Source organism: Pseudomonas sp. NPDC087185 (genome assembly GCF_044744955.1).
In the GTDB taxonomy this organism is placed as follows: Bacteria; Pseudomonadota; Gammaproteobacteria; order Pseudomonadales; family Pseudomonadaceae; genus Aquipseudomonas.
In genome coordinates this window covers 668,147-691,893 of the sequence record NZ_JBIUZK010000003.1, presented here as the reverse complement: position 1 = coordinate 691,893, position 23,747 = coordinate 668,147, and the positions used below count along the sequence as shown (strand labels likewise).

Here is a 23,747-nt window from a genome sequence, read left to right as displayed (position 1 = left end):
TAAGTCTTTCCTGTGCAGGTAAAACATCCTTCTCTGCCAACACCATAAGTCATGCGAACAGCTTTTGCACACCCAGCGTAATCGCCATCCCGCCACCCAGCAGCCACAGGTTGAGAATTGCCCCGGTGACCAGTGCCCGTGGCCCGGCCTGGCGGATCTGGCTCAAGCGGGTTTCCATGCCCAGCGCAGTCATGGCCATGGTCAGGGCGAAGGTGTCGAGGCTGTTCACCGCCTGGGTCACGCTGCCCGGCAGCACCTGCAACGAATTGACCAGCACCAGGCCCAGGAAGCCGAAGGCGAACCAGGGCATGGCGATACGGCCGTTGCCCTGTGCCTGGCCTGCCCGTCGTGAGCGGCTGATCCACAGGCCCACCACCAGCAGCACCGGCACCAGCAACATCACCCGGGTCATCTTGACGATGGTAGCGATGTGCGTGGCTTCAGGGCTCACGTTGCTGGCCGCGCCCACCACTTGGGCCACTTCGTGGACGGTGCCGCCGAGGAACAGGCCGGCACCCAAGGTATCCAGCGGCAGCCAGCCGGCATTGATCGCCAGCGGGTAGAGGAACATCGACAGGGTACCGAACAGCACCACGCTGCCAACCGCCATGGCGCTCTTGTGCGGCGCGCTGCGCAGCGCCGACTCGAACGCCAGCACCGCAGCGGCGCCGCAGATCGCGCTGCCGGCGGCGGTCAGCAGGGCGGTGTCGCGGTCCAGCTTGAGCAGTTTCATGCCGCACCACAGGCCGATCAGCAGGGTGCTTGTCACCACCAGCAGCGACACCGTCAGGCCCGACCAGCCGACCTCGGCGATTTCCTGCAGGCTAACGCGCAGGCCGAAAAAGGCTACGGCGATGCGCAGCAACCCGCGGGCCGAGAAGTTGATGCCGGCTGCCCAGCTGGCCGGCACGCCGTCGCGCAGGGCGTTGCCATACAAGGCACCGGCGACGATGCCGACGATCAGCGGGCTGATACCCAGCTGGGCGATGGCGGGCAGGGCCGCCAACTGGGTGACGGCGAGTGCGAACAGCGCGACGAACAGGATGCCGTTGAGCCGCCCTCGGGTAGAAAGGGTAGGGGCAAAGGCTGGGTTGGACGGAACCGTGGCCATGTGAGTCCTCCGGAAAAGGTGTTTCGACACGGCCTACTTTATTTTGGTTATAAGCTTATAAAAAATCGTAATTCAGGATGCCAAGTATCCATTTAGCTGATATTTTCACATCATGACCCCGGAACAGCTGATAACCTTCGCCACCGTTGCCGAGCACGGCAACATCAGCCATGCGGCCCTGGCCCTGCATTTGTCGCAGCCGGCTGTCTCTGGCCAGCTCAAGCTGCTGCAAGAGGCGTTTGGCGAGCCCCTGTACCAGCGCGCCGGGCGGGGTGTACGCCTGACCGCGGCAGGCGAGCAGTTGCTGGCCCACGCCGAACACCTGCGTGAAACCTTTCGCCAGGCCCAGGCGCTGCGCGACGCGATGCGCGGGCTTGAGCGCGGCACGCTGCGGATCGGCGCCAGTACCACACCGGCCAGCTACCTGCTGCCGTACCTGATCGCTGATTTTCATGCGCACCACCCTGAAGTGCTGGTTTCCACTGCCCACGGCAACACGGCGGAAATCGTCGCGGCGTTGGACAGCGTCGATATCGCCCTGATTGAAGGCCCTCCGGGGCAGGCGTTGCCGCTCGGCACGGGGGTAACACCGTGGCGGGAGGATGAGATCGTCGCCATCGTGCCCAGCGGCCACCCGTTGGCGGCCGATGAGCAGCAGACCCTGGAAGCGCTGGGCAGTTACCCGCTGGTACTGCGCGAGAGTGGTTCGGGGGTCCGGCAGGTGGTCGAACGGGCCTTTGCCCGCAGTGGCGTGGCGATGCGCGTGGCGTTGGAGATCGCCGGGGTGGAAGGGGTGAAGGAGGCCGTGCGGGCGGGCATGGGCATCGGCTTCGTGTCGGCGATGTCGATCAGGCACGAGGACGGTGCGTTGCAGCGTTTGCACATTGCCCCGCAGGCACTGGTGCGTCGCTTTTCCATATTGCTGCCGCATGCCGCCACGCCCTCCCGGGCGGCGGCTCGGTTCATGGCGTTGTGTGTCAGCGTCACAAGGCCGGGATGATCGGCGGCTGTTGCACGCAAGCGATGAGCGGTGATAAACGAGAGCTATGATCGAGTGGCACGCCCAACAGCCCTGGAAGATCCCCATGCAAGAATTGCCACCTGACGAGACGATCCGCGCTGCATTGCGCAAATCCCATGCTCGGCTGCACAGGCAGCACGAACTGGTGGTTGAGTACGGCGTGAAGTCATTGAAGTCGGCTGATCTCGATGCCTTGCTAACCCACGCGTGCGAAGTGGTTGCGCAGGGCATGCAGACTCGCTTCGCCAAGGTGCTGGTACCGATTGCGGACAGCGACCAGTTTCTGCTGTCGCACGGGGTAGGGTGGGATGAGTCGGATATCGGCAGTGCCACCGTCGGCGCTGATGAAGCCAGCCCTGCGGGTTATGCGATTTCCACCTACCGCCCCGTGCTGTCAAACCATCTGGGCCAGGAGCAGCGCTTCAGAACCCCCGAGTTACTCAAGAAGTACGGCATCGAGCGGGCCATCAACGTGCCTATCAGAGGCGCCTTGACGCCCTTTGGGGTGCTTGAGGCGGACAGCAGCGAGGGTGCTGACTTCATCGAAAGCGATCTGGTCTTCCTTGAAGGGATTTCCAATGTCATCTCCATGGCTGTCGAGCGGTTGGCCGATGCGGGTGCGGAGTTACCCAATCCCTATTCGGAGAGCATGCTCAATGCAAGCCCCGACTGCGTGAAGGTCCTGTCGACAAGCGGCCAGATCGAATTCATGAACAATGCCGGGCTATGCCTGATGCACATCGGGGATCTGTCACAGGCGCAAGGGCTGTCGTGGTCGCAACTGTGGCCTGAAGAATCCAGGCCAATCGTGCTGGACGCCATCAGCAAGGTCACCGCAGGCGAGTCGACCCGGTTCGAGGCGTATTGCCCTGCCGGCCCGAGTGAACCGAAATGGTGGGATGTGACGGTTGCGCCTATCTTGAGCCCGGACGGCCGTGTTGAGAAAATCATCGCAGTGTCCAGGGACATTACGGAACGTCACCATCATGAAGCTCGATTGCTATCGCTGATCGAGGCGCAAAACTCCAGAATCAGTAGAAGCGACCTGCATCTGGAAGAGATCCATCACCGCGTCAAGAACAGCTTGCACCTGGTGAATACGCTGCTGCTGCTGCAGGCGAACCTGACGCCCGACGAGGCGGTGAAGCTGCAGTTGGAAACTGCAGCGGGGCGCGTGGTGACCATTGCCAGTGTCCATGAACGGCTTTATCAGACAGCCGAAGGCATTGACGTCCTGGCGTGCGACTACCTGAGTGCCCTGCTGGGGGACCTGGGAAAAGCCCTGGCCGACCGCAGGATCACCCTCGAAGCCGACAGGTTCATCTTGCCTCCAGAGCGCATGGCGCCGTTGGGCATGGTGATCTCCGAGCTCATTACCAATGCCTTGAAATATGGCAAAGGCACGATCGGGGTGTGCGTGAAGGATGCGGGTGACCATGCTTTGATTTCGGTAACCGATGAAGGCGAGGGTTTCCCCGACAACTACCCGAAACCCAGCGGTACCGGCCTTGGCATGCGCATTGTGAAAAGCTATTCCGGGTACGGTAGCACGGCCGTTTCGGTTGACAGGCAGGTTGAAAAAAGCACTATTCACGTGCGGTTCAAGCTTTGAGCTGCGTGGGCCAAGGCGTTCCTTCGCCTGGCCCGAGCAATCAGCGATCGTCCTTGTTCATGCCGCTGTCTTCTTCGTCCTCGACCTCAGTGCCGGGCTCCATCCCTGCTTCACGCTCGCCGTCCGAGCGACTTCCGGACCCATGGCCGCCCATCCCACCCTGTTGCCCCGCGCCACCTGAACGCTGGGTGTCATTACCCCATTTGTCTTCTGGCGTCTGGCCACCCTGTTGCCCGGGTTCGGAGTTGTGCTGAGGGTCATCCCTGCCAGCGGCCCCCCCTTGGCGGCCTGATTCCCAAGCCTTGTTCGGGTCGTTGGTGACCTGATCCGGGTTTTGTTGCGGCATGCCGCCTTGTTGTCCACCTTTGCCTTGATCGTTAGCCATGATCGTGCACCTCGTGAAATTCACACAGAAAGGCTGTGTACAGTTCCGACGTTGCCGGTGAGTGGCTTGCTCCCTGTACTTTCGTATTACCGGACGGGGTGCACGAAAGGATTAGGCCCTAGACGTGTTGCGTCGTAAAAGCCTCTCGGCCAACAACCCGTGTGCAGTACACCGCCGCTCAGGCCACCTTGAACACATGTTTGAGGTAGGCCACGAAGTTCTCGTCCCGGCACTGGGTCTTGCCGGGGCTGTCACTGATCTTCGCCACCGGCGCGCCATTGCAGGCCGTCATCTTGATCACCATGTTCATGGGCTCGACCCCGGGAATGTCGCAGGTCAGGTTGGTGCCGATGCCAAAGCTCACATTGATCCGCTCGTGCAGGGCGCGGTACAGCCCCAGTGCCTTGGCGAAGTTCAGCCCATCGGAAAAGATCAGGGTTTTGCTGCGTGGGTCGATGCCCAGCTTTTCATAGTGGGCGATGGCCTTCTCGGCCCACGCCAGTGGGTCGCCGGAGTCGTGGCGCAGGCCATCGAACAGCTTGCCGAAGTACAGGTCGAAGTCGCCCATGAACGCATCCATGGTGATGCAGTCGGTCAGCGCGATACCCAGCAGCCCCCGGTACTCCCGCACCCAGCATTCCAGTGCGGCAACCTGGCTGTCGACCAGGCGTGGGCCTAGCTGCTGGTGGGCCATGAACCATTCGTGGGCCATGGTGCCAATGGGTTTGAGCTCATGTTCGCGGGCCAGGTGCACGTTGCTGGTGCCAACGAAGCGGCCGGGGAAGTCGCGCTTGAGGGTGTGCACCACGGCTTCCTGCACACGGTACGAGAAGCGCCGCCGCGTGCCGAAATCGGCCAATTGCAAGCCTGCCAGTTCCGCGGCACTGGCCTCGGCCTTGAGCCAGTCAAGCTTCTGGTACAGCCGCTCGCCGACCTGCTCCATCACCACCTCGCGGTAGCGGTAGCGGTTGCGCACTTCGCTGATGATCGCCAGCAGCGGGATTTCGTAGAGGATCACATGCAGCCACGGCCCCCGGACGCGGATCGCCAGTTGGCCAGCGTGGTCCAGGCCAACCTGCACATAGCGCAGGTTGAAGCGGAACAGGCTGAGGAAGCGGATGAAGTCCGGCTTGATGAACGGGATTTTCTCCAGGTATGCCAGTTGGTCGTGGGTCACGCTGACCTCGGCCAGTTGCTCCACCTGGTAGCGGATTTGCGCAAGGTATGGGGAAAGGTCCTCGCCGTTGCGGCAGCGGAACTCCCATTCCACCTCGGCGTTGGGGTAGTTGTGCAGCACCGCCTGCATCATGGTGATCTTGTAGAAGTCGGTGTCCAGCAGGTTCTGGATGATCCGTGGGCCGAAAACGCTGTCACTCATGGGCGAGCTTCCTTGATCAGGGTGAGCTGGTGGTCGAGCGCGGCCTCGTCGCCGCAGAGGATGACGCCTTCGGCGGCCAGCGCCCCGCAGGCGGCGATGGCGCCTTCCTGGGTCAGGGCGCGGCAGGCGGGCAGGTACAGCAGCACCTGGAACCCGGCCTGACGCAGCTGGCGGGCGGTGGACTTGACGCAGTAGTCCAGGGCCAGGCCACCGACGATTACCGTGTCCACCTGTTGCACCTTGAGGTATTCGATGGCGCCGGTGGAGCGGCGCTCGGCCAGGTCGTGGTAGCAGGCGCCATAAGGGTGCAGGTCGGGTTCGACGCCTTTCCACACGAAGTAGTCGTAGTCGATGGGGGCGGGCAGGCCGGGCAGCAGTTCGAAGCCCGGGGTACCCGGCACGCAGTGGCTGACCCAAGTCAGGTCGGCGTTGGCCAGTGTCAGCGGTTGCAACATTTGCCCAGGTTCGGCCACCACCCAGGCGGCGTTGGCCGGGTGGGCGTCCTTGCTGCCCAGCCTCAGGTCGGCACGCAGGGCCATGGTGTTGAGGTCGGCGGCGATTTCATTGCCCTCGGGCACCGGCAGTTCCTGTGGGGCATTGGCGGTGAAGCCGTTTTGCGCGTCGACATCGAAACTGGCGATTTTCATGCGGCTCTCCTCGCTGGAATGGCTATATAATTCACCTGGTGTATTAAGTGTGTCAAGCGCTTTATCTTTATGGTTTTGAGCTTGCTGTTACATAGATGCTCTGGTGGAATATGATGTAATCACGTCATGGAGCCCCCTGGTGAGTACAGCCGAAGTCTTGGCCAGCGTCGATATCGTCGCCTTGCGCCTTGCCCCCGAATCCCAGCACCTGCAAGTGCTGCTGCACCGCCGTGAGCGCGAGCCGCATGCCGCCCAGTGGGCGCTGCCGGGCGTCATCGTCAATGGCCGCACCCCGGACACCAGCCTGGAGGGCGCCGCCGAACGCGCGCTCGGCGAGAAGGCTCGGGTGCTGCCGCGGTACCTGGAGCAGGTCGGCACCGAAGGCAATGCCTTTCGTGACCCGCGCGGCTGGTCGTTGAGTACCTATTACCTGGCCTTGCTTGACCCGCAGCAGCAGGTCGAAGGCGACCAGCTGGCATTTTTCGACTTGGACAGTGTGTTGGGCCGCAAGGTACTGCTGCCGTTCGATCACAACCTGCTGGTGGAGCGCGCGCACGAGCGGCTGGCCAGCAAGACGGTGTACAGCAGCTTGCCGTTGAACCTGCTAGGCGAGAAATTCACCGTGCTCGATGCGCTGTGTGCGGTGCAGGCGTGCCTGGGGCAGGCGGTGAACAACACCTCGCTGCGCAAGCGCCTGGAGCGCTTGCGCGAGTTGGGTTGGGTGCGCGATACCGGGGAAAAGAACCAGCCGCGCCTCGGCAGGCCGCAGCAGTTGTATCAATACACCCCGCAGGGCGAGCGGCCGTTCATGTTCGACCGCAGCTTGTTGCCGGAGGGGGCGTGAGCTACCGCACACGCAAAAGCTGAAGACCAGCGGAGCAAACCCCCTCAAACCCTGTTTTGGGTCATTCCCATGCGTTGTCTTTTCCCCTATTGTCGAGGCTTCCTTTTCCAAACGCCTGGCAGACCCATGGAGAAAGTCATCGTCATTACTGGCGCCAGCCGTGGTATCGGCGCCGCCACCGCATTGCAGGCCGCCCGTCAGGGTTACCGCATCTGCATCAATTACCACGCCGACGACCAGGCCGCCGAAAGCATCCTCGCGCAGGTCCGCGCACTCGGCGCCGAAGCCATCACCGTGCGCGCCGACGCCAGCGTCGAAGACGAGGTGGTGCAGATGTTCCATCGGGTTGACCAGGAGCTCGGCCCAGTCACCGCGCTGGTCAACAATGCCGGCACCATTGGCCAGCAAAGCCGTGTCGAGGACATGACAGAGTTTCGCCTGCTCAAGGTGATGAAAACCAACGTCGTCGGCCCGATGCTCTGCGCCAAGCACGCCTTGCAGCGCATGGCCCGTCGGCATGGCGGGCAGGGAGGTGCCATCGTCAACGTGTCTTCGGTCGCCGCGCGCCTGGGTTCACCCAACGAATATGTCGACTACGCGGCCTCCAAAGGCGCCCTGGACACGTTCACCGTTGGCCTGGCCAAGGAAGTGGCAGGCGAGGGCGTACGCGTCAATGGCGTGCGCCCGGGTTATATCCATACCGGCTTTCATGCCTTGTCCGGCGACCCGGACCGGGTCGCCAAGCTCGAGACTGGCCTGCCCATGGGGCGCGGTGGGCGCCCCGAAGAAGTGGCCGAAGCGATTCTCTGGCTGCTGTCGGAAAAGGCCTCGTACTCCACTGGCAGTTTCATCGACCTGGGCGGTGGCCGCTGAGCGCGGCCCTCAGGGCAATTCATCCGCGAGCAGCTGGCGCACGCGTTCGGCCAATGCGTCCAGGTCAAAAGGCTTGGTCAGCACGCTGGTTCCCTTTAGCAGTTGGCCGTCACTCAGCGCCGCGCTCTCATCGTAGCCGGTGATGAACAGCACCTTCAGGTCGGGATACTGCAGGCGACAATGTTCGGCCAACTGGCGGCCATTGGGGCCATCGGGCAGGCCGATGTCGCTGAGCAGCAGCTCCGGTCGCTTGCCCTGTTGCAGGTAAGCCAAGGCGGCCGCACCATTCTCGAAGGCCTCGACCTCATAGCCCAGCTCTTCCAGTACCTCGCTGACTACCAGGCGCAGGGCCATCTGGTCCTCGACCAACAGGATGCGTTGGCCGCTTGAGCGGCTGCTCTCCCGCAACGTCCGTTTTGGCCCTCGGACCTGCTCCTTGGGCTGTTCATGATGACGCGGGAGGTACATTTTGACCCAGGTGCCCTCGCCGGGGGTGGAGAGCAAGCGCACTTGTCCGCCCGACTGGCGCACGAAGCCGTAGGTCATCGAGAGCCCAAGGCCAGTGCCCTGGCCCATGGGTTTGGTCGAGAAGAAGGGGTCGAAGGCCCGCGCCGCCACCTCGGGGCTCATGCCGCAGCCGTTGTCGGCCACACTCAGGCGTACGTAGTCTCCGGGGGGCAGTTGCAGGGGCTGCGCGAGCTCATTATCAAGCACGATGTTCTCACCTTGAATATCGATTGCACCACCGGCGGGCATCGCGTCGCGGGCATTGATGCACAGGTTGAGCAGCGCACTTTCCAGTTGGGGTGGGTCGATGAAGGTGGGCCACAGTTCGCTGTCGAAATGGCTGCGCAGTGAAATGGACGGCCCGATGGTGCGGCGGATCAGTTCTTCCATGCCGCTGACAAGCGCCGTGACCTGGGTGGCGAGGGGTTGCAAGGTTTGCTGGCGCGAGAATGCCAGCAACCGATGCACCAGCGATGAGGCCCGCTGTGCAGAATTGCTGGACAGCTCCAGCAACGGGTCCAGCTCCTCGTAGCGGGCCTGGCCCAGGCGTTGGCGCATCAGCTCCTGGGCGTTGAGGATACTGCCCAGCAGGTTGTTGAAGTCGTGGGCGATACCGCCGCTGAGTTGGCCCACCGCTTCCATCTTCTGGGCTTGACGCAATGCTTGCTCGACTTTGACCAGGCGCTGCTGCTCCTGCACCCGCTCACTGATGTCATAGGCGAACAGGTAAGCCCCCTGCACGACACCCTCTGGGTCACGCAGGGCATTGAAGCGCAATTCGAAGTGACGCCGGTTCGGCTCCTGGCCGAAAGCTGCGGTCGTGGTGAACTGCTCACCTGCCAGCGCGCGTTGCCACATTGGCAGCATCTGGCCGAAGTCCGGCGTATCGTTACCCATCAGTGCCGGCAAGTGGTCGCCGACTTCCGGTGTGCGATCGTACAGGTCATGAAAATCCTGCCGCGCCTGGCGATTGACTGCCAGCCAACGCAGGTGGTTGTCGAGCACGTGCACGTTGACCACGCTGTGGTCGACCAACTCGGCAAACAACCGGCGCTCGGCCAGCGCCTCGTTGACACGCTGCTCCAGTTCTTCGTTGAGTTTTTGCAGCGCTTGTTCAGCCTTGCGCCGCTCGGTGACATCCTTGAACAGCACCGCGACCTGGCGCCGCTCGGGCGGTTCCACGCGGAACGTGGAAACGGCAAGCACGTGGCCGGTGGCAATCAGCTCCTGCTCGAACTGCAGTGGCTGGCCGGTACGCAGCACCGCACCGTAGCGCGCCACCCAATCGTCGGCCTCGTCGGGGACCATTTCGCGCAGCTTCTGCCCGACCACGTTGGGGATCCCGGCGTGCTTTGCATAAGCGGTGTTGGCCACGATGTGCACATAATCACTGAGTGGCCCGTGGGGGCCGTCGAAGAACTCGATGACACAAAAGCCTTCGTCCATGGTGTCGAACAGGAAGCGGAACAGGTCGTTACCCAGGCCCTGCTGGTGTGCCTGGACAGATTCAAGTTCAGCGTTGCGCCGTTGCAGGGCTTCGACCTGTTGGCGCAGCTTGAGCAATTCGCGGTGGGGCATTGGGGCGTCCGGCATAGAGCAGTGCACAACTTTAGCCTGCGCGCCCCGGCGGCGGCTAGAACGATCGCACGATGCGCCCGAGGGTTTCCATGGCGCGTTCGGCATCGTCGTGCCAGGGGCTGCCGTAATTCAAGCGGATGCAGTTGCCAAAGCGTCGGGTCGGCGAGAAGATCGGCCCCGGCGCGAGGCTGATGCCTTGGGCCAACGCCATGTGGAACAACTTCAGCGCATCCATCTGCTCGGGCAGCTCCAGCCACAGGAAGTAGCCCCCAGACGGCTGGCTGACGCGCGTCTGCGCTGGGAAGTACTTGGCGATGGCGGCGAGCATGTTGGCCTGCTGGCCCTCCAGGGCATAGCGCAGCTTGCGCAGGTGTCGGTCGTAGCCGCCGTGTTGCAGGTAGTCGGCGATGGCTGCCTGGGCTGGCATCGAGGCGCACAGCGAGGTCATCAACTTGAGCCGTTCGATCTTCTGCGCAAAGCGCCCGGCGGCCACCCAGCCGATGCGGTAACCCGGCGCCAGGCTCTTGGCGAACGAGCCGCAATGCATCACCAAGCCTTGGGTGTCGAAGGCCTTGGCCGGCTTGGGCGCCTGCTGCGAATAGTACAGCTCGGCGTAGACATCGTCCTCGATCAGCGGTACTTGATGGCGCCGCAGCAGTTCGACCAGTGCCTGTTTCTTGGCCTCGGGCATGCTCGCGCCCATCGGGTTCTGAAAGTTGGTCATGCACCACACGGCCTTGATCGGGTGCTTGTCCAGGTTCTGGGCGAGCGCGGCCAGGTCCATGCCTTCGCGGGGGTGCACGGGGATCTCCACCGCCTTGAGTTTGAGCCGTTCCAGCACCTGCAGGCAGGCATAGAAGGCCGGCGCTTCGATCGCCACCAGGTCGCCGGGCTCGGTAACCGCCTGCAGGCACAGGTTCAGCGCTTCCAGCGCGCCGTTGGTGATCAGCAATTCCTCCATCGGCAACATCAGCCCGCCGACCATGTAGCGCAGGGCGATCTGCCGGCGCAGCTGCGGGTTGCCCGGCGACAGGTCGGTGACCACCATGCGCGGGTCCATGGCGCGGCTGGCGCTGGCCAGTGAGCGCGACAGGCGCTGCAGCGGGAACAGTTCGGGGCTGGGGAAGGCCGAGCCGAACGGCACGGTGTTTGGGTCCTTGATCGACTCGAGGATGGAAAACACCAGAGCGCTGACATCCACGTCGGTGGACTCGCTCAGCGGCTCCAGCGGCTGGGGTTCGCTGAACTGGCGCGGCGCGTGGGCGTTGACGAAATAGCCCGAACGCGGCCGAGCACGGATCAGCCCGCGGCGCTCGAGCAGGTAGTAAGCCTGGAATACCGTCGACGGGCTGACCCCGTGGGTCTGGCTGGCATAGCGCACCGAGGGCACACGCTGGCCGGGGCCGAGCACCCCGGAGCGGATCAGTTCGGCGATGTCGTCGGCAAAGCGTTCGTAACGTTTCATGGTGGCTCGGCAAGCAAGGTGAACAGTGAGTGTAAGGGATCAGCGGTTGAGCGGTGCCACGAAGCGGCTGTGGGCCACGCTGCGGATCGCCGGTTGATCGCTGTCCTGGATTTCAAAGGCCAGTTCCTGCGAGCTGCTGGCAGGGCGTTCGGCGAGCATGGCGACCGACACCGGAAGCTCGCTCATCTCGCCTGCGGGGATGACCAACTCGGTTTTGCCCTGCAACTGGAAACCGTCGGCATCCAGTAGGCGCAGGTGATAACGCTGGTTGTGCTCGGTCTTGTTGATGACCTTGAGCAGGTAGATGTTCTCGATCTGCCCTTGGGCGTTCTCGCGGAACAGGCCGCGGTCCTTGATCACGTCCAGCGATACCATGGGCCGCAACTGCAAGGCCGCCACCAGGGCGCCGATCATCACCAACAGCGCGACCGCATAGCCCAGCAGGCGCGGGCGCAGCCAGTGGGTGGTACCGCCTTGCAGGCTGTGCTCGGACTTGTAACCGATCAGGCCGCGTGGGTAACCCATCTTGTCCATGACGTTGTCGCAGGCATCGATGCAGGCGGCACAGCCGATGCAGGCCATCTGCAGGCCTTGGCGAATGTCGATGCCGGTGGGGCAGACCTGGACGCACAGGGTGCAATCGATGCAGTCGCCCAGGCCCTGGGCATGCGCGTCGCTCCCTTTCTTGCGTGCGCCGCGTGCCTCGCCGCGGCGCGGGTCGTAGGCCACGGCCAGGGTGTCCTTGTCGAACATCACGCTTTGGAAGCGCGCATAAGGGCACATGTGAAGGCACACCGCCTCACGCAGCAAACCGGCGTTGATGTAGGTGGCAGCGGTGAAGAACAGTACCCAGAACAGTGCCACGCCGCCCAGTTGCAGGCTGAACAGTGCCTCGGCCAGTGGGAGGATCGGCGTGAAGTAGCCGACGAAGGTCAGCCCGGTGAGCACGCCAATCGCCAGCCACAGGCTGTGCTTGAGCGAGCGGCGCGCCAGCTTTTGCGGGCCCCAAGGCGCAGCGGCGAGCTTGATGCGTTGGTTACGGTCACCCTCGGTGACTTTCTCGCACCACATGAACAGCCACGTCCACACGCTTTGTGGGCAACTGTAGCCGCACCAGACGCGGCCGGCATACACGGTGATGGCGAACAGGCCGAAGGCGCAGATGATCAACAGCGCCGAAAGCAGAATGAAGTCCTGCGGCCAGAAGGTGGCACCGAAGATGTGGAATTTGCTGCTGGACAAGTCCCACAGCACCGCCTGGCGGCCATCCCAGTCGAGCCAGGCGGTGCCGAAGAACAGCACGAACAGCATGCCTGCGAAGCCGATGCGCAGGTTGCGGTACAGGCCGGTGAAGCTTCGGGTATGGATACCGCGGGTGGCCGGTCGCTTGGGCGCGGCCAGTTCGATGACTTCGATTCTGTCGTTCATGGCGTCGGTGCTCATCAGGCCTCGATCAGGCATGAGCACTATGGCCCCCAAGCTGTTTTCAGCACAGGCTCAGGTTAAACGATTAAAACCGTATCAGATTACCGCCAAAGGTGGCTGAAGCCTTAAATCACCGAGCCTGGAACACTGGCTTTCAGGTGCCTGCGGCTATCCACCGCACCTGCAACCGTCAGCGCATCAGCTTCCGTTTCGGTGATCGGGACACGCTGGCCGGCCAGCAGCGCCACCGACATGTGCAGTTGCTCATCGGTGATGATTTCGATGTCCGGGCCTTCGCCTTCAATGCGCAGGTCTTCGCCGATGAGCGTGCAGCGGCGGGTACTTTCTTCGATTTCGATGGGCATGGGGTGATCCTCGGGGTGCGGTTACAGGTTGTGACCACGGGTGCTCAGGGATGCTCCATGATTCCGCCGGGCGGGCACTTTGCCTGATAAGCAAGGGTCCACCAGAAAGACCAGCCGGTAACGGCGGCGCATGGGAACCCGTTCATGGACCTTATCTGGCAGACCCTCCAGGCAGAATTTTCCGACATCACCGACGAACAGGAAGTCACTCGCATCCTGCTGCGCCTGCTGATGGCCGCGGTACTGGGCGCCGTGCTTGGCTTCGAGCGCGAGCACAAGGGCAAGTCCGCTGGCGTGCGTACGCACATGCTGGTGGCGATGGGGGCCGCGTTGTTCGTGCTGGCGCCCAGCATGGCCGGTGCCGATGAACAGGCACTGAGCCGGGTGATCCAGGGTATCGTGGCGGGTATCGGGTTTCTCGGTGCGGGCACCATTCTCAAAGGTAACGGGCGCGACACCAGCCATGTCAAAGGCCTGACCACTGCAGCGGGGCTATGGATGACGGCTGCGATCGGCACGGCTGCAGGCATGGGGCGTGAGGCCACGGCGCTGGTCAGTACGCTGCTGGCGTTGCTGGTGCTGGCGACGATGCCGATAGTGGTGGACAAGGTCGAGGGGCAGGATGAGGAGAAACAGAAGGAAGAGGAGGGCGGGAAGCACTGAGGGGAGCCGAAGCTCCCCTCAAAGCGTTGTTGCCTGCTCTTTTCTTATTATTGAGGCGGCCTTTTGTTGTTTTTGTAGGCCTGCCTTGGTGTTGCGAGCGACCCCTAACCGGGGTCAAGGGCAAACGTATTTTTTTGAGCGCTGACCTGCTTTCATCCTGAGGATCCGAAGCTGACTGTCGCTACCTTGAGGTAGTTTTATTGTTCTTTGCCAGATCGCGGGGCGAACCCCTGAAAAGCCTGCCTACTCCAAAAAAATCTGCTTGCTGCGCCTCTGCCGTGTTGTTCTTGTTATGTCAGAGCCGTTACATGTTGTTTTTATTAGATGATACGTTTTTTGTTGTTCTTGTACCAAAGATATAGCAGGTGCCGTGCCAACTTTTTAAAAACCTTTAAAATCAATGACTTGATTGAAATGCATGAAATCGGGCCACCTGAAATTTTGTCGATTTGTTTCCCTGTTACCCGATTTTTTGCTGGGAACTGTGGGGGCGGTAACACACCGCCCACACCGATGTGACAGCCGTGTGAAATTCAGCGTGCGCTGCGTGCCCGTGCCACGCGTGAGCCATTGGCGCGCCCCAGCACGCTGCTGATGCGCTGCCCGGCAGCGATCAGGCGGTCGAGGTCGATGCCGGTTTCGATGCCCAGCCCTTGCAGCAGGTAGACCACATCTTCACTGGCGATATTGCCCGTGGCGCCTTTGGCGTAAGGGCAGCCCCCAAGCCCGGCTACCGAGCTGTCGAACACGCTGATGCCTTCGAGCAGGCTGGCGTAGACATTGGCCAACGCCTGGCCGTAGGTGTCATGGAAGTGGCCGGCCAGTTGCGCGCGCGGCACCAGGGTGGAAACCACGTCGAACAGCCGGCGGGTATCGCCTGCAGTGCCCGTGCCGATGGTGTCGCCCAGCGACACCTCGTAGCAGCCCATGTCATGTAGCGCCTTGGCCACCGGCGCGACCTGTACGGCACTGACCTTACCTTCATAAGGGCAGCCCAGTACGCAGGAGACGTACCCGCGTACCCGCACTCCGTGGTTGCGCGCGGCGTCCATGATGGGCTCGAAGCGCTTGAGGCTGTCGCTGATCGAGCAGTTGATGTTGCGCTGGGAAAATGCCTCGGAGGCGGCAGCGAATACGGCCACTTCCTTCACCCCGGCCGCCAGTGCGTCCTCGAAGCCACGCAGGTTCGGCGCCAAGGCGGCATAGGTAACACCTGGGCGCTGCTGGATGGCGGCGAACACGTCGGCAGAACCGGCCATCTGCGGCACCCATTTGGGCGAGACGAAACTGCCCACTTCGATGTAGGCCAGGCCAGCGTCGGTCAGGTCGTCGACCAGCCGCACCTTGTCGGCGACACTGATGGGCTGGGCTTCGTTCTGCAGGCCGTCGCGGGGGCCGACTTCGACCAGGCGGACTTTTTCGGGCAAAGGCATGGCGGGAATCCTGTGGCGGGTCAACGGTTGTCGTTATTGTTCAAGGTGGCGGCCAGGGCCTGTTCGCAGCGTTCCTGGGCGGTGTCCAGTTCCAGTTGCATCTGGTGGATGTCGAGCATCTGCTGCTCAAGCTGGGCGCGGCGCTCGGCAATTTTGCCCAGCATGCTGTTGAGCTGCTTGAGGTTGCCGCTGGTGGGGTCGTACAGCTCGATCAGCTCTCGGCATTCGGCCAACGAGAAGCCAATGCGCTTGCCGCGCAGGATCAGCTTCAGGCTGACCTTGTCGCGTGCCGAGTAGATGCGCTCCAGGCCACGGCGCTCCGGGCTGAGCAGGCCCTGTTCCTCATAGAAGCGGATAGCGCGGGTAGTGATGTCCAGCTCGCGGGACAGGTCGGAGATACTGTAGGTCTGGCTGCTCATGCTTGGGCTCGGCGTGGGGTATGGGGGTATCCTGAATGCAGGTTGACGTAAACGTCAAGATGGGCGGCGAACGCGATGCCTCAATCAGGCTGCACCGAGCGTCGATAACCATTGGGCGTCTGCCCGCTCAAGCGCTTGAAGAACCGCGCAAAGTAGGTCGGGTCACTGAACCCCAGGCTGTCCGACAGTTGCCCGATGCTCATGCGCGTGTAGATAAGGTTGCGCCGCGCCTCCAGCAGCAACCGCTGGTGCACCACCTGCAGCGCGGTCTGCCCGCTCAGTGCCCGGCACAGCTGGTTGAGCTGCAGGCTCGGGATGTTCAGCCGTGCGGCGAATGCCTCTACCGACAGGTGTTCACGGAAATGCGCTTCGACCAGGCGCAGGTACTGCCCCAGCAACTGGCGGTCGCGTTCGTCGCGGTTTCGCGGTGCCTGGCCCAGTTGCTGGCGACGGCTGATCCACACCATCAGCGCCGTCACCAGGGCCTCGAGCAGAGGCGCCCGTGCTGGTGCATGGCCCTGGTACTCCTGCTGCAGCGTCTCGATCAGTTGGCGCAGGCGCAGGCGGTCCTTGCCCAACGGGTAGCACGCCGCCTTGGCCAGCACGCCCAGTGGCGCGCCAAGGCGCTGCTCCAGGTCGGCCACCAGCGCCGTGCCGAAGGTCAGCACATGCCCCTGGATATCGGCGCTGAAGCGAAAGCCATGCACGGTCAGTGGCGGCACCACCTGGATCGCGGCTTCGCTGATGGCGCTGCGCACGCCTTCGATCTCCACCTGGGCCTGGCCACGTTGCACATACAGGAGTTGGAACAACTCGGCGTGCTGGTGCGGCTTGATCTCCCAATGGTGCAAGCGGCTACGCGCCGGGATCGATTCGCAATGCAGCAGGTCGGTGCCGGGCCAGGCCTGGTTTTCGCCGTACAGCTGGAACAACGGTACGCCGGGGAGGGTGGATTTCATGCGCGGAAGGCCTGTCCGTTAATCGAACGGTTTTTGTAAAAGTGCAGGTTTTGCATGGGATATCACACTTAATTGCACGGTGCCGACAGTAAAAATGCAAGTGCGAACCCTAATAGCACGAGACAACAACAATGAAAACTCAGGTTGCAATCATCGGGGCAGGTCCGTCCGGCCTGCTCCTCGGCCAACTGCTGTACAAGGCCGGTATCGAATCCGTGATTCTTGAACGCCAGACTCCTGAATACGTGCTCGGCCGTATTCGCGCCGGCGTGCTCGAACAAGGCACGGTCGACCTGCTGCGCGAAGCGGGCGTTGCCGAGCGCATGGACCGTGAAGGGCTGGTCCACGAAGGCGTCGAATTGCTGGTCGGTGGCCGCCGTCAGCGCCTGGACCTCAAGGGCCTGACCGGCGGCAAGACGGTCATGGTCTACGGCCAGACCGAAGTCACCCGCGACCTGATGCAGGCACGCGCGGCCAGCGGCGCGCCGATCATCTACGCCGCCAGCAATGTTCAGCCGCACGAACTGAAGGGCGAGCGGCCCTACGTCACCTACGACAAGGACGGGCAGACTCACCGCCTGGACTGCGACTACATCGCCGGTTGCGACGGCTTCCACGGCGTTTCCCGGCAGAGCATTCCCGAGGGAGTGCTCAAGCAGTACGAGCGCGTCTACCCCTTCGGCTGGCTGGGCCTGCTGTCCGACACGCCGCCGGTCAACCATGAATTGATCTACGCCCACCATGAGCGGGGTTTCGTGCTGTGCAGCCAGCGCTCGCAGACGCGCAGCCGCTACTACTTGCAGGTGCCGCTCGAAGAGCGTGTGGAAGACTGGTCCGACGAGCGCTTCTGGGGCGAGCTCAAAGCCCGTTTGCCCGAGGATGTGGCGGCGCGCCTGGTGACCGGCCCGGCGCTGGAAAAAAGCATTGCGCCGCTGCGTAGCCAGGTGGTCGAGCCGATGCAGTACGGCAATCTGTTCCTGGTCGGCGACGCTGCCCATATCGTCCCGCCCACCGGTGCCAAGGGGTTGAACCTGGCAGCCTCGGATGTCAATTACCTGTACCGGATTCTGGTCAAGGTGTACCGCGAGGGGCGTACCGATCTGCTGCAGCAATATTCACCGCTGGCGTTGCGCCGGGTGTGGAAGGGCGAGCGTTTCAGCTGGTTCATGACCCAGCTCCTGCATGATTTTGGCGGGCACAAGGATGCCTGGGACCAGAAGATGCAGGAGGCGGACCGGGAGTACTTCCTGTCGTCCGAAGCGGGGCTGGTGAATATTGCCGAGAATTATGTGGGGTTGCCGTTCGAGGACATGGCTTAACGCGCCAGCAAGGCCACCATTTCCCGATAACCGCGCTGGCGTGCATGCTCCAGTGCGGTGACCCCGTCCTTGTCGGCGATCTGCCGGTCCGCGCCCGCCGCCAGCAGGCGCCGCACGATCTCCACATGCCGCGGCCCACCATCGCCGAGGATCACGGCTTCAAGCAGCGCGGTCCAGTGCAGGCGGTTGAGGTGGTTGACGTCCACCCCTGCATCGATCAGCAATTGCACAGTTTCGACATGCCCGCGCTCGGCAGCGGGGATCAACGCCGTGCCGCCGTAGCGGTTGGTGCTCTTGAGGTCGGCGCCATGGCTCAGGGTCAGTCGCAGGATGTCATTCAGGCCACGGGCACCGGCATACAGGTAAGGGCTGTCGTCGATGTTGTCCTTGGCGTTCACATCGGCACCGGCCTCGATCAGCGCTCTGGCCGCTGCAACCTGGTTGCCATGGGTCGCCACCAGCAGTGCCGTGCGGCCCTGGTCATCGCGTTTGTCCAACGCGCCACCTTGCTCGAGCAGCTGTTGCAGGGCCGGGACGTCATCATGCGCGGCGGCAGTGTGCAGCGGGTTGTCCATGGCGGTCGTCTCGGCGTGGGCGGCAAGGCTGGTGAACAAGGCGAAGCATAGGGCGGCAAGGGGTAAACGCATGGCGAAGGCTCCTGAACGTCATCCCTGCATCCTAGAAAAAAGCCGCCAGGGGTTGAAGTTAAGAATGCGCATGACCGACAGTGCCCAGCTTAATAGTGATAGGCAGGACGCAATCCGATGACATTCCCGACGCAGATGGTCGGCGCCTTGTGCTTGGCCGCAGCCACCCGTCTGGCCTGTGCCGACCAGCTACTGCCCCCACCCCCCGAACTGCAGTCCGGCTACCGCAGTGGCCTGCAACCCGTTCTCGCCAGCCGCCACATGGTCGCTGCTGCCAACCCCTTGGCCAGCGAGGCCGGGCGCGAGATGCTACGTGCAGGCGGCAGCGCCATCGACGCGGCAATTGCCATGCAGATGGTGCTCACCCTGGTCGAACCGCAATCCAGCGGCATCGGTGGCGGGGCATTCATCCTCTATTGGGATGGCAAGCGTGTGCAGGCGTTCGATGGCCGCGAAACAGCACCGGCAACGGTGACGGAAAACCTGTTCCTGCAAGCGGACGGCACACCGCTGCCGTTCAGGGCGGCGCAGATCGGTGGGCGGTCGGTAGGCGTGCCCGGTGTGCTGCGAGCCCTGAGGCTCGCACACGACCAGCACGGCAGGCTGCCGTGGCGTGAGCTGTTTGCCCCGGCCATCGCCCTGGCGCGCAATGGCTTCCCGGTTTCCGAGCGCCTGAACACCCTGGTGGCCGGTGACCCATTCATTGCAGGTTCTCCTGCCATGGCCAGGTACTTCCTGGATGATCAGGGGCAACCGCTGGCAGTGGGCACGTTGCTACGAAACCCCGAACTCGCGCACACCTTCGAGCGCATCGCAGAACAGGGTGTCGATGCGTTCTACACCGGTGACATCGCCGAGGCGATCGTTGCCCAGGTGCGCAGGCATGCCAATGCCGGGCAGTTGTCGCTACACGATCTGCGCCAGTACCAGGCCAAGGAGCGCACGCCGCTGTGCGGCCCCTACAAGGCCTGGCAGATCTGCGGCATGCCACCGCCGTCTTCGGGCGGGGTGACCGTGCTGCAGACCCTGGGCATCCTCGATGCGCTGCAGCGCACCACGCCGCAGCGCGACCTGGCAAACCTGCCACCGAGCGTCACCTCGGCCGCCGCCCGCCTGGAGCCCGCCCCTCTGGCCGTCCACCTGATCGCCGAAGCCGAGCGGCTGGCCTACGCCGACCGTACCCAGTACCTGGCCGACAGCGACTATGTGCCGGTGCCGCTCAAGGCGCTGACCGACCCTGCGTACCTGGCCGAGCGCGCCACCCACATCGGCGACTTCAGCATGAAATACGCGCGCCCAGGCAACCCGCAGGGTGCGAACCTGGCCTTGGCCCCGGACCGCTCGCCGCTGCGTATTTCCACCTCGCACCTTTCAGCCGTGGACGACAGCGGCCAGGCCCTGGCCATGACCACCTCGGTGGAGGCCGCGTTCGGCTCGCACCTGATGGTCAAAGGCTTCCTGCTGAACAATCACCTGACCGACTTTTCCTTTATCCCGCAGGAACACGGCAAACCGGTGGCCAACCGCGTCGAGCCCGGCAAGCGGCCGCTGTCCGCCATGGCTCCCACGCTGGTATTTGCGCGCGACTCGGGCGCACTGGTGGCCAGCCTTGGCTCACCCGGCGGTTCGCAGATCATCGGTTACGTGAACAAGGCGCTGGTTGGGCTGCTGGACTGGCAGCTCGACCCGCAGCAGGCCAGCAACCTGCCAAACTTCGGCAGCCGCAACGCCGGTACCGAAGTCGAAGCTGGGCTGACAAGCCCCGAGCTGATCCGGCAACTGGCAGCGTGGGGGCATGAAGTTACCCCGATGACCATGACCAGCGGCATGCAGATCATCCAGCGTACGGCTGCAGGCTGGTTGGGGGGCGCCGACCCCCGTCGCGAAGGCGTGGCGCTCGGTGATTGGCCGTGGTAGAAGTCAATCTTGACATTCAAAAGTTGAATACATAGATGTCTATCAGCGTGAAATCGAATAGAGCCCTCTTCGACCTCGACCTGTTGCGCGCCATTGTGGTGGTGGCCGATTGCGGCAGCTTTACCACCGCCGCCGCACGCCTGCACTCGACTCAATCGACCATCAGCCAGAAAGTCCGCCGCCTCGAAGAGATGGTCGGCCACCGCCTGCTGGTGCGCGGCAACCGTGACGTGCTGCCGACCGATGCCGGGCAGACCTTGCTCGGCTATGCCCGGCATATGCTGGCTTTGAACGACCAGATGCTCGAAGCCCTGGCCGGCGCCATGGTCGGTGTCACGGTGCGCCTGGGGGTACCCGAGGACTTCGTCGGCGGGCGTACCACCAACGCGCTGTCGGCGTTCAGCCGGCTGCACCCGCAGGTCAAGCTGGAAGTCACCAGCGGCCTGTGCCGCGACCTCAGCCAGGCCTACGACAATGGCGAACTTGACCTGGTACTGCTCAAGCAGCGCCGCAACACCCGCGAAGGCGTGGCCTGCTGGCCCGAGCGCCTGCAATGGATCGACAGCGCGCGCATGCCGTCCTTCGAGCTCGACCCGATCCCACTGGTGACTTTCCCGCCGCGCGGCTTGTACCGCGAAGACATGATCAGCGCCATCGAAGGCATGGGCCGGCGCTGGCGCATCAGTTTCACCAGCTCCAGCCTCAGCGGCATTCAGGCGGCCGTGGCCGACGGCATGGGCATCAGCCTGCTGCCGCCCCGGGCGGCAACCCGTGAGCATCGTGTGATGGGGCAGGCGCAGGGGTTGCCGGAGGTGGACAGCTACGAGATCGTCATCGTCCACCGGCCGACGGCGGATGTGATGGTCAAGGCCTTGGCCGAGGTGATGACGGAGTTGCTGGCAGGGGGAGGGATCTAGGGCACCTGCCTCGTCACCGGTGTATTCAATCTTGCTCCTGTGTAACCCACGCCAAGGTCGGCGGCGTGATTTTTAGCAATACCGCCGCTTCTCGCGACATGGCGTTTGAATCTGCGAAGCCCCTGTAGGTCGATCAGTCCGCAGGCTGAGCGGACTTTATTAGGCCGAATGGACGAGCGTTGCATTGATTGGCATGAATTAGTAGCGGTGATATTGTTGTGCCTTCATTTTGGGGTGGGAATTGGGTCAGAACGTGCAGAGCTTACGCAAATGTGCAAGGGGCTTTTTTTCGAGGCTGTTTTTTTGTCACAGGCCTAAATATCTTTATCACTATTCCAAGGCGCAGGTCTCAGCAATAGGTAATGGCTTTCACTTCCAAGTGAATACCCAAGGCAGGGTATATGCTTTGGATCTCGATTTTGGGCACTCTACCGTATTGAAGCAGGACTCTCCCACATTGGTAGTGTTTACTGGCGCTGCAGTTAAGCAGTTTGTACGCCATCATGTGCTTTACCTTTTCGGATTCAAGCTGTTTTGGGGGCACTTCGTAACCCCTGACTTTGGTGATGTCCGGTTTCACAGTGTCAAGCAGCCTGTAGGGAATGTTATTGAGGTGGGCGGCTTCACAGCCTTGAATACAACAGTCAATACAAAATGCCGGTCAAAGGTCATGTGGGCAAGGCTCATTTATGCCGCGGTCTTGCTAGCGGGTCCTTCCTTTACGTTATTGGCGTATGGTGTGGGCGGAAAGGGAATTTTCGATAACCCTGCAGGTCCGCTGCCCGATCTCGAAGGGGTTTTGTTGAGTGTATTTGTGGGGTTTTTTTTAATTTCCATGCTGTCTTGGGGCAGGGAGAGCTGGTTGTTCCGTCGTTTCAAAGGGGACTTGAAACAGGCCGGATTGTTGTCGCCTCGGCCCGTGATATGGCGTTTGGTTAATGTGGTGTGGGCGTGTGCGGCGACGGGTATATGGGGTGTGTTTATAGTTATTGCCGTCTTCCTGCCATGGATTATGCTCGCGCACGGCGCTTTGAATTAGTTCCCTCGACGCTGGAGGAAGCTTAGAAGAAACTGCGCTGCGCTTTGAGCGTCACCACACTTTCGCAATAGGTGTTGATGCCTGCATAGGCATCACAGCCGCCACCGGTGAGCGTGGAGTTGCTGTAGATCAGGTTCAGGTCGATGCCCAGCCAGGGCCGCGACAGCTCCAGCGACCAGTCCGAAAACGCATCAACCTGGCTGCCATCGCCGATGGTGAAGGGGGTGCCCAGGCGATGGTGGGCGAGCTTGACGGTGAAGTCGACGTCCAACAGCGGCAGTTGGCCGAAGTCGGCGAACAAGGTGCCGGTACGGTTGTCCGGGTTGTCGCGCCAGGCACCGCCGATGCGGCTGCCCATGATCGATATGCCGCCGTACAGCGCGTAACTGTCAGGCCCGGCGATGTTCGGCTGGCTGTAGTGGATCAGGCCGACTTCGTAGCCCAGGGTACTGTCGAAATGGTGCTTGTAGCCCAGGTAGCTGTCCAGGCGCAGGGTGGAGTCGGGGGTCACGCCCATGCTCGGCGCGTACTGGCCGACGTACCATCCGCTGGGGTGGCTGAGGTCGAGCCCACCGTGAAAAGCGCCGAGCGCGCTCGGCGAAATCAGCCCTTGGGCCATGCTGCGTGAAGGCGTGGTACCGAGCTTGAAGTCGAAATCACCCAGTTGACGCTGGATCTGCTGCGCCTGCAGCACCGGGCTGAACAGCAGGGCCGCACTCAGCAACAGAAGGGGCCTGGTCATTGGTCACCGTCCTGGAAAGCTTGCGCTTGAGCGGCACAGGATACCTGGGTTGGCGAGTGGGGAAAACCACATGGCCGTTCAGAGGGGCTGGGATATCTCGATGAGGTTGAGGTCCGGGTCGCGCACGTAGACTGACAGGATCGGCCCGGTTGCACCTGTGCGCTTTACCGGTCCCTCCAGTATTGGCCATTGCGCCTGCCGCAGTTGGGTGATGACTGCTTCCAGGCTGACACTGGCGATAAAGCACAAATCGAGCGCCCCCGGCACCGGCAGGTGCGCCTTGGGCTCGAATTCCCGGCCGCGTTCATGAATATTGATTTTCTGGTTGCCGTAGCGCAACGCCAGGCGGCCGGCGCCGAAGGTTTCCAGCTGCATGCCCAGCACCCGAGTGTAGAAGTCCGTGCAGGCGTCAACGTTGGTGGTGGTGAGCACCAGGTGGTCCAAGTGATCGATCATGGCAAACTCGCTGACAGGGACTGAA

23 protein-coding genes are annotated in these 23,747 nt (G+C 62.6%); 9 read left to right on the top strand and 14 right to left on the bottom strand.

Annotated elements, in window-relative coordinates:
• Positions 1-49 precede the first annotated feature (49 nt).
• Positions 50-1,111: a YeiH family protein gene (locus tag ACIPIJ_RS13445; RefSeq protein ID WP_401077219.1), complete on the bottom strand. Its 1,062-nt coding sequence runs from the start codon at positions 1,109-1,111 to the stop codon at positions 50-52.
• A 112-nt stretch (positions 1,112-1,223) separates the two neighbouring features.
• On the opposite strand from ACIPIJ_RS13445, the gene ACIPIJ_RS13440 reads away from it, so the two are divergent.
• Positions 1,224-2,111, top strand: a complete 888-nt coding sequence (locus tag ACIPIJ_RS13440) for a LysR family transcriptional regulator (RefSeq protein ID WP_401077217.1) — start codon at positions 1,224-1,226, stop codon at positions 2,109-2,111.
• An 85-nt stretch (positions 2,112-2,196) separates the two neighbouring features.
• Positions 2,197-3,744, top strand: a complete 1,548-nt coding sequence (locus tag ACIPIJ_RS13435) for a sensor histidine kinase (protein WP_401077215.1) — start codon at positions 2,197-2,199, stop codon at positions 3,742-3,744.
• A 40-nt stretch (positions 3,745-3,784) separates the two neighbouring features.
• Here ACIPIJ_RS13435 and ACIPIJ_RS13430 read toward each other — a convergent pair whose 3' ends face one another.
• From ACIPIJ_RS13430 to ACIPIJ_RS13420, 3 genes are all read right to left on the bottom strand, one after another.
• Positions 3,785-4,129, bottom strand: a complete 345-nt coding sequence (locus tag ACIPIJ_RS13430; protein WP_401077214.1) for a stress-induced protein — start codon at positions 4,127-4,129, stop codon at positions 3,785-3,787.
• 178 nt (positions 4,130-4,307) lie between these two features.
• Complete coding sequence (gene pncB, locus ACIPIJ_RS13425) at positions 4,308-5,507, bottom strand: nicotinate phosphoribosyltransferase (RefSeq protein ID WP_401077212.1); 1,200 nt, start codon at positions 5,505-5,507, stop codon at positions 4,308-4,310.
• Positions 5,504-6,154: an isochorismatase family protein gene (locus tag ACIPIJ_RS13420; RefSeq protein WP_401077210.1), complete on the bottom strand. Its 651-nt coding sequence runs from the start codon at positions 6,152-6,154 to the stop codon at positions 5,504-5,506. Before ACIPIJ_RS13420 ends, pncB begins: the two co-directional genes overlap by 4 nt.
• A gap of 139 nt (positions 6,155-6,293) precedes the next feature.
• Between ACIPIJ_RS13420 and ACIPIJ_RS13415 the strand changes: the two genes are divergently transcribed.
• Positions 6,294-6,998 carry an NrtR DNA-binding winged helix domain-containing protein gene (locus ACIPIJ_RS13415; protein ID WP_401077209.1) on the top strand — a complete coding sequence of 235 codons (705 nt, stop codon included), beginning with the start codon at positions 6,294-6,296 and terminating at the stop codon, positions 6,996-6,998.
• 126 nt (positions 6,999-7,124) lie between these two features.
• Complete coding sequence (locus ACIPIJ_RS13410) at positions 7,125-7,871, top strand: SDR family oxidoreductase (RefSeq protein WP_401077207.1); 747 nt, start codon at positions 7,125-7,127, stop codon at positions 7,869-7,871.
• Between the two features lie 9 nt (positions 7,872-7,880).
• On the opposite strand, the gene ACIPIJ_RS13405 is transcribed toward ACIPIJ_RS13410, so the two are convergent.
• The 4 genes from ACIPIJ_RS13405 to ACIPIJ_RS13390 form a co-directional block, all read right to left on the bottom strand.
• On the bottom strand, positions 7,881-9,956 hold the full coding sequence (locus ACIPIJ_RS13405; protein WP_401077206.1) for a PAS domain-containing protein: 2,076 nt from the start codon (positions 9,954-9,956) through the stop codon (positions 7,881-7,883).
• Positions 9,957-10,011: 55 nt separating this feature from the next.
• Positions 10,012-11,421, bottom strand: a complete 1,410-nt coding sequence (gene mapR, locus ACIPIJ_RS13400; protein WP_401077204.1) for a GntR family transcriptional regulator MpaR — start codon at positions 11,419-11,421, stop codon at positions 10,012-10,014.
• Positions 11,422-11,460: 39 nt separating this feature from the next.
• Entirely contained in the window at positions 11,461-12,849 is a 1,389-nt protein-coding gene (ccoG, locus tag ACIPIJ_RS13395) for a cytochrome c oxidase accessory protein CcoG (protein ID WP_401077202.1), read from the bottom strand.
• A 122-nt stretch (positions 12,850-12,971) separates the two neighbouring features.
• A complete protein-coding gene (locus ACIPIJ_RS13390; RefSeq protein WP_401077200.1) occupies positions 12,972-13,211 on the bottom strand; it encodes a DUF3203 family protein in 240 nt (79 codons plus the stop codon).
• A gap of 144 nt (positions 13,212-13,355) precedes the next feature.
• Here ACIPIJ_RS13390 and ACIPIJ_RS13385 point away from each other — a divergent pair, with 144 nt between their 5' ends.
• The gene (locus ACIPIJ_RS13385) at positions 13,356-13,874 is read left to right on the top strand and encodes an MgtC/SapB family protein (protein WP_401077198.1); all 519 of its coding nucleotides are present in this window, start codon (positions 13,356-13,358) and stop codon (positions 13,872-13,874) included.
• 533 nt (positions 13,875-14,407) lie between these two features.
• On the opposite strand, the gene ACIPIJ_RS13380 is transcribed toward ACIPIJ_RS13385, so the two are convergent.
• The 3 genes from ACIPIJ_RS13380 to ACIPIJ_RS13370 all read right to left on the bottom strand — a co-directional run bounded on the left by ACIPIJ_RS13380 (position 14,408) and on the right by ACIPIJ_RS13370 (position 16,685).
• A complete protein-coding gene (locus ACIPIJ_RS13380) occupies positions 14,408-15,307 on the bottom strand; it encodes a hydroxymethylglutaryl-CoA lyase (RefSeq protein ID WP_401077196.1) in 900 nt (299 codons plus the stop codon).
• Positions 15,308-15,327: 20 nt separating this feature from the next.
• On the bottom strand, positions 15,328-15,726 hold the full coding sequence (locus ACIPIJ_RS13375; protein WP_346613064.1) for a MerR family DNA-binding transcriptional regulator: 399 nt from the start codon (positions 15,724-15,726) through the stop codon (positions 15,328-15,330).
• A gap of 80 nt (positions 15,727-15,806) precedes the next feature.
• Positions 15,807-16,685, bottom strand: a complete 879-nt coding sequence (locus tag ACIPIJ_RS13370; RefSeq protein WP_401077195.1) for a helix-turn-helix domain-containing protein — start codon at positions 16,683-16,685, stop codon at positions 15,807-15,809.
• Positions 16,686-16,816: 131 nt separating this feature from the next.
• Between ACIPIJ_RS13370 and pobA the strand changes: the two genes are divergently transcribed.
• Positions 16,817-18,004 carry a 4-hydroxybenzoate 3-monooxygenase gene (gene pobA / locus ACIPIJ_RS13365; RefSeq protein WP_401077194.1) on the top strand — a complete coding sequence of 396 codons (1,188 nt, stop codon included), beginning with the start codon at positions 16,817-16,819 and terminating at the stop codon, positions 18,002-18,004.
• Here pobA and ACIPIJ_RS13360 read toward each other — a convergent pair.
• Positions 18,001-18,651: an ankyrin repeat domain-containing protein gene (locus ACIPIJ_RS13360; RefSeq protein ID WP_401077192.1), complete on the bottom strand. Its 651-nt coding sequence runs from the start codon at positions 18,649-18,651 to the stop codon at positions 18,001-18,003. The genes pobA and ACIPIJ_RS13360 overlap by 4 nt on opposite strands.
• A 117-nt stretch (positions 18,652-18,768) precedes the next feature.
• Here ACIPIJ_RS13360 and ggt point away from each other — a divergent pair, with 117 nt between their 5' ends.
• The 3 genes from ggt to ACIPIJ_RS13345 all read left to right on the top strand — a co-directional run bounded on the left by ggt (position 18,769) and on the right by ACIPIJ_RS13345 (position 22,524).
• A complete protein-coding gene (gene ggt, locus ACIPIJ_RS13355; RefSeq protein ID WP_401077190.1) occupies positions 18,769-20,568 on the top strand; it encodes a gamma-glutamyltransferase in 1,800 nt (599 codons plus the stop codon).
• Positions 20,569-20,603: 35 nt separating this feature from the next.
• Entirely contained in the window at positions 20,604-21,485 is an 882-nt protein-coding gene (locus ACIPIJ_RS13350; RefSeq protein ID WP_401077188.1) for a LysR substrate-binding domain-containing protein, read from the top strand.
• 379 nt (positions 21,486-21,864) lie between these two features.
• Positions 21,865-22,524 (top strand): hypothetical protein, encoded by a 660-nt coding sequence (locus tag ACIPIJ_RS13345; protein WP_401077186.1) that lies wholly within the window; start codon positions 21,865-21,867, stop codon positions 22,522-22,524.
• Between the two features lie 22 nt (positions 22,525-22,546).
• Here ACIPIJ_RS13345 and ACIPIJ_RS13340 read toward each other — a convergent pair whose 3' ends face one another.
• Together ACIPIJ_RS13340 and ACIPIJ_RS13335 are read right to left on the bottom strand one after the other, a co-directional pair.
• Entirely contained in the window at positions 22,547-23,266 is a 720-nt protein-coding gene (locus ACIPIJ_RS13340; protein WP_401077185.1) for a TorF family putative porin, read from the bottom strand.
• 78 nt (positions 23,267-23,344) lie between these two features.
• The gene (locus ACIPIJ_RS13335; protein ID WP_401077183.1) at positions 23,345-23,722 is read right to left on the bottom strand and encodes a VOC family protein; all 378 of its coding nucleotides are present in this window, start codon (positions 23,720-23,722) and stop codon (positions 23,345-23,347) included.
• Positions 23,723-23,747: the final 25 nt, after the last annotated feature.